General features: G+C 67.5%; 11 protein-coding genes. 6 read left to right on the forward strand and 5 right to left on the reverse strand.

All coding sequences use genetic code 11. The features are described 5' to 3' along the window. Positions 1–54 precede the first annotated feature (54 nt). The 3 genes from metX to ACJ7C5_RS13600 are packed head-to-tail and all read left to right on the forward strand — an operon-like array spanning position 55 to position 3,382. Positions 55–1,086 carry a homoserine O-succinyltransferase MetX gene (gene metX / locus ACJ7C5_RS13590; protein ID WP_412704196.1) on the forward strand — a complete coding sequence of 344 codons (1,032 nt, stop codon included), beginning with the start codon at positions 55–57 and terminating at the stop codon, positions 1,084–1,086. Continuing rightward, positions 1,083–2,318 (forward strand): O-succinylhomoserine (thiol)-lyase, encoded by a 1,236-nt coding sequence (locus ACJ7C5_RS13595; protein ID WP_412704197.1) that lies wholly within the window; start codon positions 1,083–1,085, stop codon positions 2,316–2,318. The genes metX and ACJ7C5_RS13595 overlap by 4 nt, the downstream gene beginning before the upstream one ends. After that, complete coding sequence (locus ACJ7C5_RS13600; RefSeq protein ID WP_412704198.1) at positions 2,315–3,382, forward strand: homoserine dehydrogenase family protein; 1,068 nt, start codon at positions 2,315–2,317, stop codon at positions 3,380–3,382. The genes ACJ7C5_RS13595 and ACJ7C5_RS13600 overlap by 4 nt, the downstream gene beginning before the upstream one ends. Positions 3,383–3,484: 102 nt before the next feature. On the opposite strand, the gene ACJ7C5_RS13605 is transcribed toward ACJ7C5_RS13600, so the two are convergent. Continuing rightward, a complete protein-coding gene (locus ACJ7C5_RS13605) occupies positions 3,485–4,480 on the reverse strand; it encodes an alpha/beta fold hydrolase (RefSeq protein ID WP_412704199.1) in 996 nt (331 codons plus the stop codon). Positions 4,481–4,573: 93 nt separating this feature from the next. Continuing rightward, positions 4,574–5,956, reverse strand: coding sequence for an L-serine ammonia-lyase (locus ACJ7C5_RS13610; protein WP_093999701.1), 1,383 nt, complete (start codon positions 5,954–5,956; stop codon positions 4,574–4,576). Between the two features lie 100 nt (positions 5,957–6,056). On the opposite strand from ACJ7C5_RS13610, the gene ACJ7C5_RS13615 reads away from it, so the two are divergent. Further along, on the forward strand, positions 6,057–6,287 hold the full coding sequence (locus ACJ7C5_RS13615) for a glutaredoxin family protein (protein WP_088028444.1): 231 nt from the start codon (positions 6,057–6,059) through the stop codon (positions 6,285–6,287). Positions 6,288–6,359: 72 nt separating this feature from the next. Here the strand turns inward: ACJ7C5_RS13615 and ACJ7C5_RS13620 are convergent, their stop codons facing one another. The 3 genes from ACJ7C5_RS13620 to ACJ7C5_RS13630 are packed head-to-tail and all read right to left on the reverse strand — an operon-like array spanning position 6,360 to position 8,151. Then, positions 6,360–6,932 (reverse strand): YceI family protein, encoded by a 573-nt coding sequence (locus ACJ7C5_RS13620; protein ID WP_088026817.1) that lies wholly within the window; start codon positions 6,930–6,932, stop codon positions 6,360–6,362. A 3-nt stretch (positions 6,933–6,935) separates the two neighbouring features. Continuing rightward, positions 6,936–7,508, reverse strand: coding sequence for a cytochrome b (locus tag ACJ7C5_RS13625; RefSeq protein ID WP_093999702.1), 573 nt, complete (start codon positions 7,506–7,508; stop codon positions 6,936–6,938). Positions 7,509–7,518: 10 nt separating this feature from the next. Beyond that, complete coding sequence (locus tag ACJ7C5_RS13630) at positions 7,519–8,151, reverse strand: YceI family protein (RefSeq protein WP_110713196.1); 633 nt, start codon at positions 8,149–8,151, stop codon at positions 7,519–7,521. 165 nt (positions 8,152–8,316) lie between these two features. On the opposite strand from ACJ7C5_RS13630, the gene ACJ7C5_RS13635 reads away from it, so the two are divergent. Together ACJ7C5_RS13635 and ACJ7C5_RS13640 are read left to right on the forward strand one after the other, a co-directional pair. Beyond that, a complete protein-coding gene (locus ACJ7C5_RS13635; protein ID WP_412704200.1) occupies positions 8,317–11,862 on the forward strand; it encodes a hybrid sensor histidine kinase/response regulator in 3,546 nt (1,181 codons plus the stop codon). Positions 11,863–11,957: 95 nt separating this feature from the next. Next, positions 11,958–15,485, forward strand: a complete 3,528-nt coding sequence (locus ACJ7C5_RS13640; protein ID WP_412704201.1) for a hybrid sensor histidine kinase/response regulator — start codon at positions 11,958–11,960, stop codon at positions 15,483–15,485. The last annotated feature ends 181 nt before the right edge of the window (positions 15,486–15,666 follow it).

Genomic DNA, 15,666 nt, shown 5'->3' on the forward strand with positions numbered 1-15,666 from the left:
CTCGAACGCGGGCCCGCGAAGGCTCGATGGCCGATTCCCCAACCGGATCCCGCCATGAGCTTCGCCGCCAGTACCGCCATTCGCCCCGAACCCTTTATTCCCGTCAGCGTGCCGGTCGAAGACCGCGTGCATGCCGAGCGCGGTGAGTTCGCCGCGGTGCTGTCGATGCGTCACGCCGGCCCCAGCCCGGTGCGCCTGCGTTATGAGTGGGTCGGCCCGGCCAGTGCGCCGGTGGTGGTGCTGGCCGGTGGCATTTCCGCCCATCGCCATGTGGCGTCCAATGCACAGTTCAGCGAGAAAGGCTGGGCCGAAGACCTGGTCGGCAGCGGGCGCGCGCTGGATCCGCAGCAGCTGCGCGTACTGGCCTTCGACTTCATCGGCGCCGACGGTGCACTGGATGTGCCGATCGATACCGCCGACCAGGCCGATGCACTGGCGCTGCTGCTGGACCACCTCGGCATTCGCGCGCTGAAGGCCTTCGTCGGCTATTCGTATGGCGCGCTGGTCGGCCAGCAGTTCGCGATCCGTCATCGGGCCCGCGTGCGCCAGCTGGTGCTGGCCAGCGGCGCGCATCGTCCGCATCCGTATGCCGCCGCCTGGCGTGCCTTGCAGCGCCGCGCAGTCGCGCTGGGCCAGCTGCAGTGCGGTGAAGACCACGGGCTGGCGTTGGCCCGGCAGTTCGCCATGCTCAGCTACCGCACGCCGGAAGAATTCGGCGAGCGCTTCGACGCCGCGCCGGAAGTGATCAACGGCCGCGTGCGCGTAGCCGCCGAAGACTATCTCGACGCTGCCGGTGCGCAGTACGTCGCGCGCACGCCGGTGACCGCCTACCTGCGCCTGTCCGAATCGATCGACCTGCACCGTGTGGACCCTGCCGCGATCCTGCCACCCACCGTGGTGGTCGCGGTGGAGGGTGACCGCCTGGTGCCGCTGGCCGACCTGGTCGGCCTGGTCGAAGGGCTGGGCCCGCGCGGCAGCCTGCGCGTGCTGCGCTCGCCCTATGGCCACGACGCCTTCCTCAAAGAAACCGATCGCATCGACGCGATCCTCGCCACCGCCTTCCGCACTTCTGGAGAGTCCGCATGAGCCTGCACGCCAACGAGCCGTCCTGTAGCCGCACCACTGCCGCCGTCCGTGCCGGCATCGATCGGGATACCGCGCATGGCGCGGTCACGCCGCCGATCGTGCTGTCGTCGAACTTCAGCTTTGAAGGCTTCGGCAACAAGCGCCAGTACGACTACACGCGCAGTGGCAACCCGACCCGCGACCTGCTGGGCGAGGCGTTGGCGGAACTGGAGGGCGGCGCCGGTGGCGTCATCACTGCGACCGGCATGGGCGCGATCAACCTGGTGCTGAACGCGCTGCTGCAGCCGGGCGATACCCTGGTGGTGCCGCACGATGCGTACGGTGGCAGCTGGCGCCTGTTCAATGCGCTGGCGAAGAAGGGCCACTTCGAGCTGGTCACCGCCGACCTGACCGATCCGCGTGCACTGGCACAGGCGCTGGCCACCCAGCCGAAGCTGGTGCTGGTGGAAACCCCGTCCAACCCGCTGCTGCGCATCACCGACCTGCGCTTCGTCATCGATGCCGCACACAAGGCCGGTGCACTGGTGGTGGTCGACAACACCTTCCTGTCGCCGGCGCTGCAGCAACCGCTGTCGTTCGGTGCCGACCTGGTGCTGCATTCCACCACCAAGTACATCAACGGCCACAGCGATGTGGTCGGCGGTGCGGTGGTCGCGCGCGATCCGGCACTGCACGAGCAGCTGGTGTGGTGGGGCAATGCGCTGGGCCTGACCGGTTCGCCGTTCGATGCCTTCCTGACCCTGCGCGGCCTGCGCACGCTGGACGCGCGCCTGCGCGTGCACCAGGAGAACACCGCGTCGATCGTTGCCCTGCTGGACCAGCATCCGGCGGTCGGCGCGGTGTACTACCCGGGCCTGGCCGATCACCCCGGCCATGCCATCGCCGCACGCCAGCAGAGTGGTTTCGGTGCGATGCTGTCGTTCGAACTCGCGCACTGCGCCGGTGATGATCCGCACGCGGCGGTGCGTGCGTTTGTCGATGGCCTGCGGTGCTTCACCCTGGCCGAATCGCTGGGCGGCGTCGAAAGCCTGATCGCGCATCCGGCCACCATGACCCATGCAGCGATGACGGCCGGAGCACGCGCGGCGGCCGGCATCAGCGAAGGGCTGCTGCGCCTGTCGGTCGGCATCGAGGCCGAGCGTGACCTGCTGGCCGATCTCGGTGCCGCGCTGCAGCGCGCCGAAGCCGTGATCGATGCAGCCGCGCGTCGCAAACAGGTGGTGGACGCATGAGCGCACTGGCCGCTGAAATTCCTGCGCTTGGCGTGGGACGACTGGCGCTGCTTGGCACCGGCACGGTGGGCTCGGCCTTCGTGCAGCGCTACCAGGCGTTGCAGGCACGTGGGCTGGAACTGCCCAGCGTGCAGTGGTTGGCCAATTCGCGCACCGCGCTGGCGATCGACTGCGATCTGGCGCTGCCGCTGGAGCTGGCACGGCGCGCACCGCGTGACGGCCTCAGCTCGCCGCCGTGGGCCAGCGCCGAAGGACTGGAGCGTGGTGATGTGGTGGTCGATGCCACCGCCAGCGAAGACGTCGCCGCGCGTCACGTGCAGTGGCTGGCGCGCGGCGTGCACGTGGTGACCGCCAACAAGCTGGGCCGTGGTGCGCAGCTGGCTCGTGCGCAGGCCATTGCGGAAAGCTGTGCCGACAGTGGCGCGCGTTATGGCGACAGCGCGACGGTGGGCGCGGGCCTGCCGCTGTTGAGCAGCCTGCGCGCGCTGGTGGCCGGTGGCGATCACATCCATGCCATCGAGGGCGTGCTGTCCGGTTCGCTGGCGTGGCTGTTCCATCGCTATGACGGCCAGTCGCCGTTCTCGGCGGCGGTGCGGGAAGCACTGGCGGCGGGCTACACCGAACCGGACCCGCGCCTGGACCTGTCCGGCGAGGACGTGCGTCGCAAGCTGCTGATACTGGCGCGCAGCAGCGGGCTGGCGCTGGATGCTTCGCAGGTGCAGGTGGATTCACTGGTACCTGAAGCGCTGGCAGCGTTGCCGCTGGAGGACGCAGTGGCTGCACTGGAGCAGCTGGATGCGCCGCTGCAGGCGCGTTGGCAGCAGGCACGCGACAACGGCCATGTGTTGCGTTTCGTTGGCCGCGTTGATGACAACGGTGCGCAGGTAGGCCTGCGCGAGCTGCCGGCCGATCATCCGCTGGCACAGGGCGCGGGCACCGACAACCGGGTAGCGATCCACAGCGATCGCTATCAGCGCCAGCCGTTGTTGATCCAGGGGCCAGGTGCGGGCGCGGAAGTCACCGCGGCTGCGTTGCTGGATGACGTGCTGCGGATCGTAAGTTGATCGCATCGCTTGTGTAGAGCCGAGCCCATGCTCGGCTGCTCCTGGCGTCGTTCCATCCTGCCGGAGGAGCCGAGCATGGGCTCGGCTACACGGGGCCGTCGGTCAGCGCGACTTCAACGCCTTCAACAATGCGCTGTTGAACTGCTTCGGATCCTGCACCTGTGGCGAATGGCCCAGTTCGGCGAACTCGACCAGCGTCGCGCCCGGAATCGCCGCCGCCGCCGCTTTGCCGAGTGCGGGATAGTTGCCCAGCGTCGCCTTTACTGCAGGCGGCGCCAGGTCACGGCCGATCGCGGTGCGGTCTTTCTGGCCGATGAACAGCGTGGTCGGCACCTGCAGGTTCTTCAGTTCGTAGACCACCGGCTGGTTGAACACCATGTCCGAGGCCAGCGCCTGGCTCCATGCAACGGCCTGCTTGCCCGGGCCTTCGTACATGCCCGACTGCATCCGCGCCCACGGTTCGTAGGCCGGCTTCCATTTGCCGTCGTAGTACACCTCCAACTGGTAGCGGCGGATGCTGTCATAGCTGATGTTCATTTCGCCGGCGTACCACGCGTCCACGCTGCGCCACGGAACACCCAGCGCCTTCCAGTCCTCCAGCCCGATCGGGTTGACCAGCGACAGGCTGCGCAGGTCCTGCGGGAACATCAGCGCGTAGCGCACCGCCAGCATGCCACCCATCGAGTGCCCGACCAGGTGCACCGGTACATCACCCAGCTGCAGTTGCTGCAACAGGGCATGGGTGTTGGCGGCCAGCTGCGCGAACGAGTACTGGTAACGTTCGGGCTTGCTGGATTTGCAGAAGCCCACCTGGTCCGGGGCGATCACCCGGTAGCCGGCGGCGACCAGCGGCTTGATCGATTCCTTCCAGGTGGCAGCACAGAAGTTCTTGCCGTGCAGCAGCACCACCACGCCGATGGGCGCCTTCTTCGGCGCGATGTCCAGGTACGCCATCTCCAGTGGCTGCCGTTGCGACTCCAGCGCGAAGGTCTTCACCGGATAGCCGTAGTCGAAACCCTCCAGCCGTGGCCCGTAGGTAGGCGCGGCGAGGGCGGACAGCGGCAGGCAGGCAAGCAGGGCGGCAGTGATCACGCGCATGGGGCAATCCGGGGCGAGGGAGCCCCGAGCCTAACCGGAACGCGGTGACGATGTTGTCCGATGTAGAGCCGAGAATGGGCTCGGCTCTACAACTCAGCACTCGATGACGTTCACCGCCAGGCCACCGCGGCTGGTTTCCTTGTACTTGTCCTGCATGTCGCGGCCGGTATCGCGCATGGTCTTGATCACCTTGTCCAGCGACACCTTGTGCTTGCCGTCGCCACGCATCGCCATGCGCGAGGCATTGATCGCCTTCACCGCACCCATTGCGTTGCGTTCGATGCAGGGGATCTGCACCAGGCCACCGATCGGGTCGCAGGTCAGGCCGAGGTTGTGTTCCATGCCGATTTCCGCGGCATTCTCGATCTGGCTGGGATTGCCACCCAGCGCCGCGACCAGGCCACCGGCCGCCATCGAACAGGCCACGCCCACTTCGCCCTGGCAGCCCACTTCGGCACCGGAAATCGAAGCGTTTTCCTTGTACAGGATGCCGATCGCTGCCGAGGTCAACAGGAAGTCGAATACGCGCTGCTCGTTGGCGCCGGGGCAGAAACGGTCGAAGTAATGCAGCACCGCCGGCAGCACGCCGGCCGCACCGTTGGTCGGCGCGGTCACCACACGGCCACCGGCGGCGTTCTCTTCGTTCACCGCCAGCGCGTACAGGTTGACCCAGTCCAGCGTGGTCAGCGGGTCGCGCATTGCTGCTTCCGGCTTCGACGACAGCTCGCGGTACAGCGCCGGTGCACGACGGCCGACCTTCAGGCCACCCGGCAGCACGCCTTCCTCGCGGATGCCGCGTGTCACGCACGACTGCATCGCGCTCCAGATCTCGCGCAGGTTGGCGCGGATCTCGTCTTCGCTGCGCCAGCATTTCTCGTTCTCGAACATCAGCTGGGCAATGCTCAGGCCGCTGCGCGCAGTCTGCGCCAGCAGCTCGTCGCCGCTCTTGAACGGGTAGGGCAGCGGGGTTTCGTCGGGCACGATGCGGTCATCGGCCGCGTCGTCCTGGTTGACCACGAAGCCACCACCGACGGAGTAGTAATCGCGGGTGGCGATCACTTCGTCCTCGGCGTTGTACGCGGTGAAGCGCATGCCGTTGGTGTGGTACGGCAGCTTCTGGCGCTTGTTCATGCCGAGGTCGCGCTTCTCGTCGAAGGCGATCTCGTGCTGGCCCATCAGCTGGATGCGCTTGCTGCTGCGGATGCGCTCCAGGGTGGCCGGGATGATGTCCGGGTCGATCAGGTTCGGCCGCTGCCCTTCCAGGCCCAGCAGGATCGCCTTGTCGGTGCCATGGCCACGGCCGGTCAGCGCCAGCGAGCCGTAGACATCGGCACGGATGCGCGCGACCTCGTGCAGGCGGCCCGGATCGAGCAGCCAACGGTGGATGAATCGCTCGGCGGCCTTCATCGGCCCGACGGTGTGCGAGGAGCTCGGGCCAATGCCGATCTTGAAAACGTCGAACGTGCTGACAGCCATGGTTGCCGTACTGCGGGTACCGGAAGAGACCGCTATTCTAGCGGTTCACGCCGCACTTCCATGGCTGCGGCGCAGCATTTCCGCCAAGGAGACCCATCCGGTGTTGACTCTGTTCCAGCGTGACGACTGCCACCTGTGCGACATGGCCCTGGCCGAGCTGGCCAAGGCCAGGGCGCCGGAGTTCGAATCGGTGTTCCTGGATGACCAGCCGGCGCTGGAATCGCGCTACGGCGCGCGGGTGCCGGTGCTGCGCGATGAGGCGGGGCAGCGCGAACTGGACTGGCCGTTCGATGCGGCCACCGTGCAGGCCTGGCTGGCCGTCGATCGGTAGTGCCGGCAGCTGGCCGGCAGCTGCCCGGATCGGTGAGGTTGCCGGCCAGCGGCCGGCACTACCGGGATCGTCTTATTTCGCGTCGAACTTCACGATCGTGCTGATCGCGGTTTCGTCCGGAATGGTCTTGGTGTCGGCCCAATCACCGCCGCCGACGCCGAAGTCCAGGCGCTTGACCGTGGCCTTGCCGGTCAGCACTGGCTGGGTGCCCGGCTTCCAGGTGAAGGTGAGGGTGACCGGCTTGCTGACGCCGCGCAGTTCCAGGGTGCCATCGGCGGCGAACTGGTCGTTGCCCACCGCACGGAAGCCCTTGGCGGTGTAGCGCGCAGTGGCGAACTTGCCGACGTTGAAGAAGTCGGCGGTCTGCAGGGTCGAATCGCGGTCGCTGTTGCCACTCTTGGCACCGGCAAGCGGGATCACCACGTCCAGCGAACCGGCGGCCGGGTTGGCCGGGTCGAAGCTGAGCTTGGTGGCGAAGCCCGGGAAGCTGCCGGTGAACACTTCACCGTCGTACTTGGTGGCGAACACCAGGATCGAACCGGCGCCGGGAGCCTGCGCGTAGTCGGCGGCGAGCGCCGGAGCGGTGGCCAGCATGCCGGCCAGGGCGGCGGCCACGGCGGCCGGGGTGGTCAGTTTCAGATTCATCGGTCAGTCCTTCTGAGGGGAGGCGAGCCAGCCACGCGGCAACATGCGGGACAAGGTCGCATCGCGCTGGAACAGGTGGTGGTAGAAGGCGGCACCGGCATGAGCCAGCACCACCGCGATCAACAGCCAGAAGCCGTATTCGTGGATGGCGTGGGAGACCGCAACGACCTGCGGGTCCGGGCCGCTCAGCTTGGGCACATCAACCAGGCCGAACCAGCGGAACGGGCGCAGGCCACTGGCCGAGTCGTACAGCCAGCCCGACAGCGGAATGGCGAACATCAGCACATACAACAGCACGTGGGTGGCGCTGGCGATGCGTTCCTGCCAGCTGGGCACGCCCGGCACCGGCTTGGGGGCGCCGGCGTACAGGCGCCAGCCGAGGCGGAACAGCACCAGCGCCAGTACGGTAATGCCGATCGACTTGTGTGCGGTGTAGACCCAGAAGTACTTGGGGGTCCTGGGCAGTTCGCCCATGGTCAGGCCGACCACGCCCAGGGCGAGGATCAGCAGTGCGATCAACCAATGCAGGATCTGGCTGACACTCCCCCAGGCGGCGGGGGTGTTCTTGGCGGTCATGAAAGGTCCTCTAGCGGGCCGTCTTGGGGTCGGAGTGCGGAACGGGAGCGGGAGTTCCCGGGGCGTCGCTGCGGTCGAGGGTGGCTTCAGCCTCGATCCTCAGCTGTACTGCATCACCGATGACGCCCGGCCAGGCGGTGATGCCGAACGCGCGCCGGCTCAGCGTGGTGCTGGCGGAAAAACCGGCGGTGCGTCGGAACGGGGGGAGGGGGTAGCGCTTGATGGCATTGAGGGTCACGTCCAGGGTGACTTCCTGGCTGACGCCGCGCAGGGTCAGGGTGCCGATCACGTGCGCACGCTTGGCATCGATCGGTTCGACCCGGCTGGAGACGAAGCGTGCGCTGGGGAAACGCTCGCCGTCGAGCAGGCTGCGGGCCAGCGTGGCCTGGTTCCATTTGGCGTCACCAAGGTCCAATCGCGATACGGGGACCTCGACGTCCAGCGTGGCTTCGCGCCAGTTGTCGGGATCGAACTGCAGGCGCCCCTCACTGCCGGAGACCGTGCCCATTGCCTGCGAGTAACCCGCGTGGTCGATGGTGAACAGCACACGCGTATGCACCGGATCGAGGCGATAGGTATCTGCATCCGCCCAGGCGGGAGCGGTGGCGAGCAGCATCGGCAGCAGGGCCAGGCAGGGACGCATCGATGGCGGGCTCCGGAAGGGGGACGCTGTGATCATACGCACAGGCCCCTGCCAACGATGCGTGCATGGCTGCAACAGTTCGTGGTGGGTCCACCGGTGGAAACAGGCTGTTGCAGCCATGAACCCAGCCCTGTGTGACAATCGGACCAGGACAGGGGGTTCAGGATGACGAGCGGCTGGCGCCTGTGGTGCCGAGGCATCGTGGGCATGGGGCTGTTGCTGATGGCGTTGGCCACTGCAGCTGCGGCCCCGGACATGGCAGAAACACCGCGCCTGCGCCGTTTCGGTGCCGCCGAAGGCATGCCCTCGCGGATGGTGCTGGCGCTGGCCGAGGATCGCCAGGGGCATATCTGGGCGGCTACCGACGGCGGCCTGGTGCGCTATGACGGTGGCACCCTGCGGGTCTGGGAGCACGATCCGGAACAGCCGGGTTCGCTGCCCGGCAATGAGATCGAAACGCTGCTGGTCGATCCACTGGACCGTATCTGGGTCGGTATCAACGGCAAGGGCGTGGCTCGCCTGGATGCCGACCGCGAGCGGTTCAAGACCTTCGATGCGGTCAATGGCCCGTGCCTGGGCCAGTTCTGGACGCTGGCCTACGCCGAGGATGCGCTTTGGATCGGCACCAGCAGTCATGGGGTCTGCCGGTTCGGAGAGGACGGCAGCCTGCACTTCTTCAAGCACGACCCGGCCCGTCAGGACGGCCTGCCCAGCAACACCATCTACAGCAGCCTGGTTGACGCGCAGGGGCGCCTGTGGATCGGCACCGAGAGCGGGGTGGCGCGCTGGAACGGCCGTGGGTTCGAGTCCGTAGCACCGCGTGAGCTGGGCGCGTTGAGCGTGCTGCGGATGAGCCGTGATCCGGATGGCTCGATCTGGATCGGCAGCCAGAACGACGGGCTGTACCGCATCGATGCGCAGGACCGGGTCAGCCGTCCGCGCTGGAGCGACAGCGCCCGCCTGCGTTCGGCGCTGGTGCTGGCCGATCGCCAGGGAGGCTACTGGGCGGGCACGTCCGACGGTCTGCTGCGCGGCGACGCCAGCGCACTGCGGCGGCTCGAGGGCGACCGCGGCAGCGGCTTCCTCACTGCCCAGAGCGGCGTGCTCGACCTGCTGCAGGACCACGAGGGCGGATTGTGGGTGGCGCTGCTGACCCAGGGCCTGGCCTACCTGCCGCCGGACTGGCGCCGGTTTTCGATCTGGAACCAGCTTGACGGCAAGCCGCTGGACAGCCAGTACCTGCTGAGTGCAGCCAGCGATGGCCGGAATTACTACGTCGGCTCGGCGCATGGCGTGTACCAGTTGGACGAGCAGGGAGCGCTGAAGCTGTTGGCCAGTGATCGCGAGATCGGCAGCGGGGCGGTGTGGTCGGTGCTGCCGCGGCCGGATGGGCGCCTGTGGCTGGGGCGTGCCGGTCGTATCAGCGTGTATGACCCGGCGACACGCGCGCTGCATGACTGGCACATCGACGGTGGCGCCGACCTGCGCCAGCGCATCGACCTGATGCGCCAGGCACCCGATGGAACGATCTGGCTTTCGGTGATGAACCTGGGCCTGCAGCAGCGCAGTGCCGATGGCCGTGTGCTGCGCAGCTATCCGCTGGACGATTTCCGCAAGGCGGCCGATTCGCCTATCGAGCAGATCCGTTTCGACGCCCAGGGCAAGGTCTGGGTGATGGGAGACCTGGGCATCTGGCGCGAGCAGGCCGGGCGTTTCGAGGCGGTGCCGGGGGTCTCGCGTGGTCTGATCTACGATCTGGTGTGGGTTGATCCGCAACAGCTGTGGCTGGCCCGCCAGGGCGCACTCGAGCGCTACCAGTGGGATGGCATGAGCCTGCGCCTGATCCAGCGCATTGATGGAAGCGCTGGTGTGCCGCCGGTCAGCATGGGTGGCCTGGCGCTGGCCGAAGACGGCCGCCTGTGGGCGACCACGCCGCGCGGTTTGCTGCGCTGGGATCCCAAGGCACGACGCCTGCAGCTGTTCAATGAACGCGATGGCCTGCCCGACGCCGAATTCACCAGCAGGCCGCCGGCGGTGAATGCCGATGGTCGAGTGCTCGCGGTGGCCCAGACCGGCCTGGTGGTCTTCGATGTGAATGCTGCCGATGCCGTGTTACCGCCGTCGTCGCTGGTGATCGCCGAGGTTCGCGTGCGGCGCGATGATGCCCGCGGATGGCAACCGCTGCCGACCACCGGCACACTGCTGCTGGGGCCGGATGATCGTGATCTGCAGATCAATGCTCGACTTCTGTCGTACGCCAATCCGCAGGGCAACCGTTACCGCTTCCGGGTGCGGGGCTACGACCAGAACTGGGTGGAGCAGGGCGGTGACGGCCAGCGCACGCTGTCGCGGCTGCCGACCGGCAGCTACGTCATTGAAGTGCAGGCAGCCACCGCCAGTGGCGCATGGACGCCTTCGCAGCATCTGCAGGTGAAGGTGCTGCCGCCCTGGTGGCGCAGCGGCATGGCGATCTTCGGCTACATCCTGATCGGCTCGCTGCTGCTGCTCACCCTGGTGTGGTCGATCCGTGCGCGCCTGCGCCGCCGCCAGCAATGGCAGTTGACCGTGCACAAGCAGGAACTGGCCGAACAGGCCTCGCAGGCCAAGAGCCGGTTCCTGGCCACGCTGGGCCATGAGGTGCGTACGCCGATGACCGGCGTGCTTGGCATGAGCGAGCTGCTGCTGGCCACGCCGCTGGACCCCGTGCAGCGCAGCTATGCCGGGTCGATCCAGCAGGCCGGCAGCCATCTGCTGCGCCTGGTGAACGATGCGCTGGACCTCGCGCGCATCGAGGCCGGTCGATTGGAACTGGACCTGCACCCGTTCGACCTGGTGGGCCTGCTCGACCAGGTACAGGCACTGATGCAGCCGATGGCGACGCAGCGCAAGCTGGATTTCCAGCGTGGCGAAGACCCGCCGGGACCGATCAGTGTCAGCGGCGACGAAATGCGGGTGCGGCAGATCCTGCTCAATCTGCTGGGCAATGCGATCAAGTTCACCGAACGCGGGCATGTCGGCCTGGCCGTGTGCCTGGAGGAGAACGGCGGTGGCCTTTGCTTCGAGGTGCACGACAGTGGCCCGGGCATCAATGCCGAGCAGCAGGATCGCCTGTTCCACCGCTTCGAACAGGCTGATGGCCCGCGTACGGCATCGCGCTACGGCGGCAGCGGGCTGGGCCTGGCGATCTGCCAGGAGCTGGCCGTGGCGATGGGCGGGCGCATCGAAGTGGACAGCCAACCGGGCAAGGGCGCGCGCTTCCGGGTACGGTTGCCGCTGCCCTGGACCCGGCAGGCCGCCGTCGCAGCGGGCGACGTTCCGGCGCAGCCGGTCCTGCCGCCGCTGCGCATCCTGCTGGTCGAGGACGATGTCACCGTGGCCGAGGTCATCGCAGGTCTGTTGCGCAGCCGCGGTCATGACGTGGTGCACGTTCTGCATGGTCTGGGCGCGCTGTCGGAGATCGCCACCGATGGCTTTGACGCGGGCCTGCTCGATCTCGATCTGCCGGCGCTGGACGGCACCGCCATCGCCCGCCAACTGCGTGCCCTGGGGTACGAGCTGCCATTGGTCGCGGTGACTGCGCGTTCCGATGCCTATGCCGAATCGCAGGTTCTGGCTGCGGGCTTCGATGGCTTCCTGCGCAAACCGGTCACCGGCGACATGCTGGTAGCCGCGATCGCCCAGGCCCGCGCAAAACGACAGATAGCAACGTGAAAGCGTCGGCGCCGGGCGTGAACGGCGCTACTTTCGGTTTACCATGCCGACGCCCGCAGCGCGGGAATCATCAGGGCAGCGTGAGGAGGCAATCGGTGGTGTATCTGCGGGCGGCGATGCTGCTGCTGGTCCTGCTGTGCTGCCTGTCACCCGCTGCCGCGCAGCCGGTGCCGCCAAGCCCGCGCCAGGTGACGGTGTTCGACGGCCTGCCGTCCAATACCGTCAATCGGATGGCCGAAGATCGCTACGGCTACCTGTGGATCGCCACCAACGATGGCCTGGCCCGCTACGACGGGCGCAACTACCGGATCTGGCGTTCGGAGGACGGCCTGCGCGACAACCGCATCTGGACGGTGCTGGTCGATGCGCGCAACCAGCTCTGGATCGGTACCGAGAATGCAGGCCTGGTGCGGATGTCGGCCGATCGCCGCCAACTGCATTTCTACGACCGCAGCAGCCAGCCGTTGATGGGCACCAACACGGTCTGGAGCCTGGCGACCACGCCGGACGGTTCGATCTGGTTCGGAACCCACGAGGGCGGGTTGTACCGCCTGGACAACCAGGACCGCCTGCAGCGTTTCCTGCCGGAAGCCAACAATCCGCGCAGCCTGCCGGCGACATCGGTTCCGTATCTGGCGACCCTGGCTGACGGCAGTCTGTGGGTTGGTACCAAGCACGGCGTTGCGCGCTGGACCGGCACCGATTTCGAACGCATCGGCACCGACGTCATCCCCAGCCTCCTGATCAATGGCCTGACCGCCGAGCCCGACGGCAGTCTGTGGATCAGCACGATGGCCGGAGCCATCGTGCGCCGCCCCGATGGTCGCTTCGAAGCGCCGCCGTGGAAGCTGCCCGAGGGTGAGCAGGTGCTGGGCATGATGCTGCGCGATGAACAGGCCGGGTACTGGCTGGACACCCGCACAGGCCTCGGCCGTGCAGTCGACGGCCAGTACCAGACCGTGCCGTTGTACAGCGCGGTGGCACGCGGCCCGGTACGACCAAACTGGACCGGCGCCTACGAGGACCGTGAAGGCGGCATCTGGTTGGCCAGCACCAACGCCGGGCTGTGGCATCTGCTGCCCCGCTGGTGGCAGTTCTCGGTGCTGTCGCGGCTGGAGGACGACCCCAGCTCGCTGCGCAACGCTTTCGTGCTGGGCACCAGCCCATCCAGCAATGGCGGCATCTGGACGGTAGGTAGCCATGGTGCGCTGGACCGCTTCGACCCGAACACCGGCAAGGTCGAGCAGCACCGCACCTGGGTGAACGGAATGCACTGGCTGACATCGGTGCGCGAGGACCGCCGCGGACAGGTCTGGATCGGCTCGAATGATGCCCTGCTGCGTTACGACCCGAAGCGGCGCGATCTGCGTCGCTGGGGCCGTGATGCCGGTGCCGATGCAACCATGGAAGGCGTCATCGAATCGATGACGACCTGTGATGGCGACAGCCTCTGGCTGATGCTGTCTTCGGGCCTGCAGCAGCGCGACCTCGATGGGCGCCTGCGTCGTCAGCTGAACAATGGCCAGCGTGGTCTGCAGCAGGGGCAGCTCAATCTTGATGTGGAATGCGGGCCGCAGGACCATGTGTGGCTGGCCAGCAGCCGCGGCCTGCTGCAGTGGCTGCCGGAAAGCGAGCGCTTCCAGCCGGTGCCGGGGGCTCCGGCGACCGCGATCCATGACTTGCACGTCGGGCGTGATGGCCAGGTCTGGCTGTCCGAAGATGGGCGCCTGTCGCGCTATCGCTGGAGCCAGGGGCGGCTGGAACGGCAGACCGTGGTCGGCGCCGAGCAGGGCTACCCGGCGATCTCGGCGTCCGGGCTGGTGGTCGATGCGCAGGGTGTGGCCTGGGCGACCAGCGCGCGCGGCCTGGTGCGGGTCGGTGCCGATGGCCAGAGCGTGCGCCTGTATGGCGTGCACGATGGCCTGCCCAGCCAGGAGTTCCGCGAGCACACGCTGGTGATGTCGGGGGACGGCCATCTGGTAGCCGGCACGCCGGCCGGCGTGGTGGTGTTCGACCCGGAACAGGTGCGGCCCTCGGTACGGCGCGCGCCGCTGGTGATCGAACGGGTCGAAGTCCGCCGCAACGAACAGGTGCTCGACCTGACCCATGACACACCGTTGCAGATCGCCGATGGCGACCGTGACCTGCGCATCGTTGCGCGGTTGCTGTCGTTCGCCGATTCGGCCTCCAACAGCTACCGTTACCGGCTGGCCGGCTATGACCCCGATTGGGTGGAAGTGGGGCCCGCTGGCGAGCGTCTTTTCTCGCGCCTGGCCCCGGGCAGCTATCGCCTGGAAGTCCAGGCGCGCTCGGCCGACCACGTCTGGTCGCGGGTGCAGAGCCTGGAGTTCCGCGTGCAGCCGCCGTGGTGGCGAAGTTTGTCCGGGTTGCTGGTACTGGCTTCCATCGCGCTGCTGCTGACCAGTTGGTTTGCCTGGCTGTACCGCCGCCGCCTGCAGCGTCGCCACGCCTATCAACTGGCATTGCACAAGCAGGAGCTGGCCGAGCAGGCGTCGGCGGCCAAGACCCGTTTCCTCGCCAATCTTGGCCACGAGATACGTACGCCGATGACGGGTGTGCTCGGTATGAGCGAACTGCTGTTGGCCTCGCCGCTGGATCCACAGCAGCGCGGTTATACGCAGTCGATCCGTCACGCTGGCGAACATCTGCTGCACTTGGTCAACGATGCGCTGGACCTGGCACGTATCGAGTCCGGGCGACTGGAGCTGCAGTCCAAGCCGTTCGCGCTGAGCTGCCTGCTGCAGGATCTGGCGGCGCTGATGGGGCCGCTGGCTGCACAGAAGGGCCTGCGCTTCACCCTCGACAACCAGCTGCCGCCTGGCCTGCAGGCCACTGGCGACTCGATGCGGGTGCGGCAGATCCTGCTCAACCTGCTCTCGAACGCGGTGAAGTTCACCAGCCGCGGCACCATCACCCTGCATGCGCGCAGCGACGCTGAGCTGCGCGCGCTGCATTTCGAAGTACGCGACACCGGTCCGGGCATCAGTCAGGAACAGCAGCAGCGTCTCTTCCGCCGCTTCGAGCAGGCCGACGGCGCCCGCACTGCCGCACAGTACGGCGGCAGCGGCCTGGGCCTGGCGATCTGCCGCGAACTGGCGCATGCGATGCAGGGACGGATCCAGGTGGAGAGTCAGCTCGGTCGCGGCACCTGCTTCGGTGTGACGTTGCCGTTGCCGATGGTGGTCGATGCCAATGCCGAAGCAGATGGCGAAACGCACCGCGAGGACGCAGCCAACATGCCGCCACTGAGGGTCCTGCTGGTGGAGGACGATGCGACCGTGGCCGACGTGGTGCGCGGGCTGCTGAGTGCGCGCGGGCACGAGGTGGTGCATGCGGGTCATGCGCTGGCCGCGCTGCGCGAGATCAGTGCCGGTGATTTCGACGTCGGCCTGCTGGATCTTGACCTGCCGGGCCTGAGCGGCTTCGAACTGGCCCAGCACCTGCGCAACCAGGGCTACATGCTGCCGCTGCTGGCAGTGACCGCGCGCACCGATCCGGACCTGCAGCAGCAGGTGGAAGCGGCCGGCATCGGTGGCTTCCTGCGCAAGCCGGTGACCGGTGAGCTGCTGGTGGAAGCGATCGCCCGGGTGATGGGCAGGTAGGGGTTCGGCAGGGCCTGCGGCCCTGCACCCGCTACACGCAACGGCAACAGCTGAAGCAACAGCCGAAGCAAAAGCTAGCTTCCTGTGGGATGGCGGGGTGGATCCGGTTGCGGGAGACGCCGTAAACCCGTCCATGGGGGCTTGGCCGCGGCATCCATGCCGCGGACACTCCCGCAACCGG

It is taken from the genome of Nocardiopsis yanglingensis (genome assembly GCF_045809185.1).
GTDB classification, from domain to species: domain Bacteria; phylum Pseudomonadota; class Gammaproteobacteria; order Xanthomonadales; family Xanthomonadaceae; genus Stenotrophomonas; species Stenotrophomonas yanglingensis.

Bases quoted from the DNA above. Each gene is read 5' to 3' on its own strand.
- ACJ7C5_RS13600 (WP_412704198.1), top strand. From the start codon at position 2,315: ATGAGCGCACTGGCCGCTGAAATTCCTGCGCTTGGCGTGGGACGACTG.
- ACJ7C5_RS13620 (WP_088026817.1), bottom strand. From the start codon at position 6,932: ATGAATCTGAAACTGACCACCCCGGCCGCCGTGGCCGCCGCCCTGGCC.
- ACJ7C5_RS13635 (WP_412704200.1), top strand. From the start codon at position 8,317: ATGACGAGCGGCTGGCGCCTGTGGTGCCGAGGCATCGTGGGCATGGGG.
- ACJ7C5_RS13595 (WP_412704197.1), top strand. From the start codon at position 1,083: ATGAGCCTGCACGCCAACGAGCCGTCCTGTAGCCGCACCACTGCCGCC.
- ACJ7C5_RS13630 (WP_110713196.1), bottom strand. From the start codon at position 8,151: ATGCGTCCCTGCCTGGCCCTGCTGCCGATGCTGCTCGCCACCGCTCCC.
- metX (WP_412704196.1), top strand. From the start codon at position 55: ATGAGCTTCGCCGCCAGTACCGCCATTCGCCCCGAACCCTTTATTCCC.
- ACJ7C5_RS13610 (WP_093999701.1), bottom strand. From the start codon at position 5,956: ATGGCTGTCAGCACGTTCGACGTTTTCAAGATCGGCATTGGCCCGAGC.
- ACJ7C5_RS13605 (WP_412704199.1), bottom strand. From the start codon at position 4,480: ATGCGCGTGATCACTGCCGCCCTGCTTGCCTGCCTGCCGCTGTCCGCC.
- ACJ7C5_RS13625 (WP_093999702.1), bottom strand. From the start codon at position 7,508: ATGACCGCCAAGAACACCCCCGCCGCCTGGGGGAGTGTCAGCCAGATC.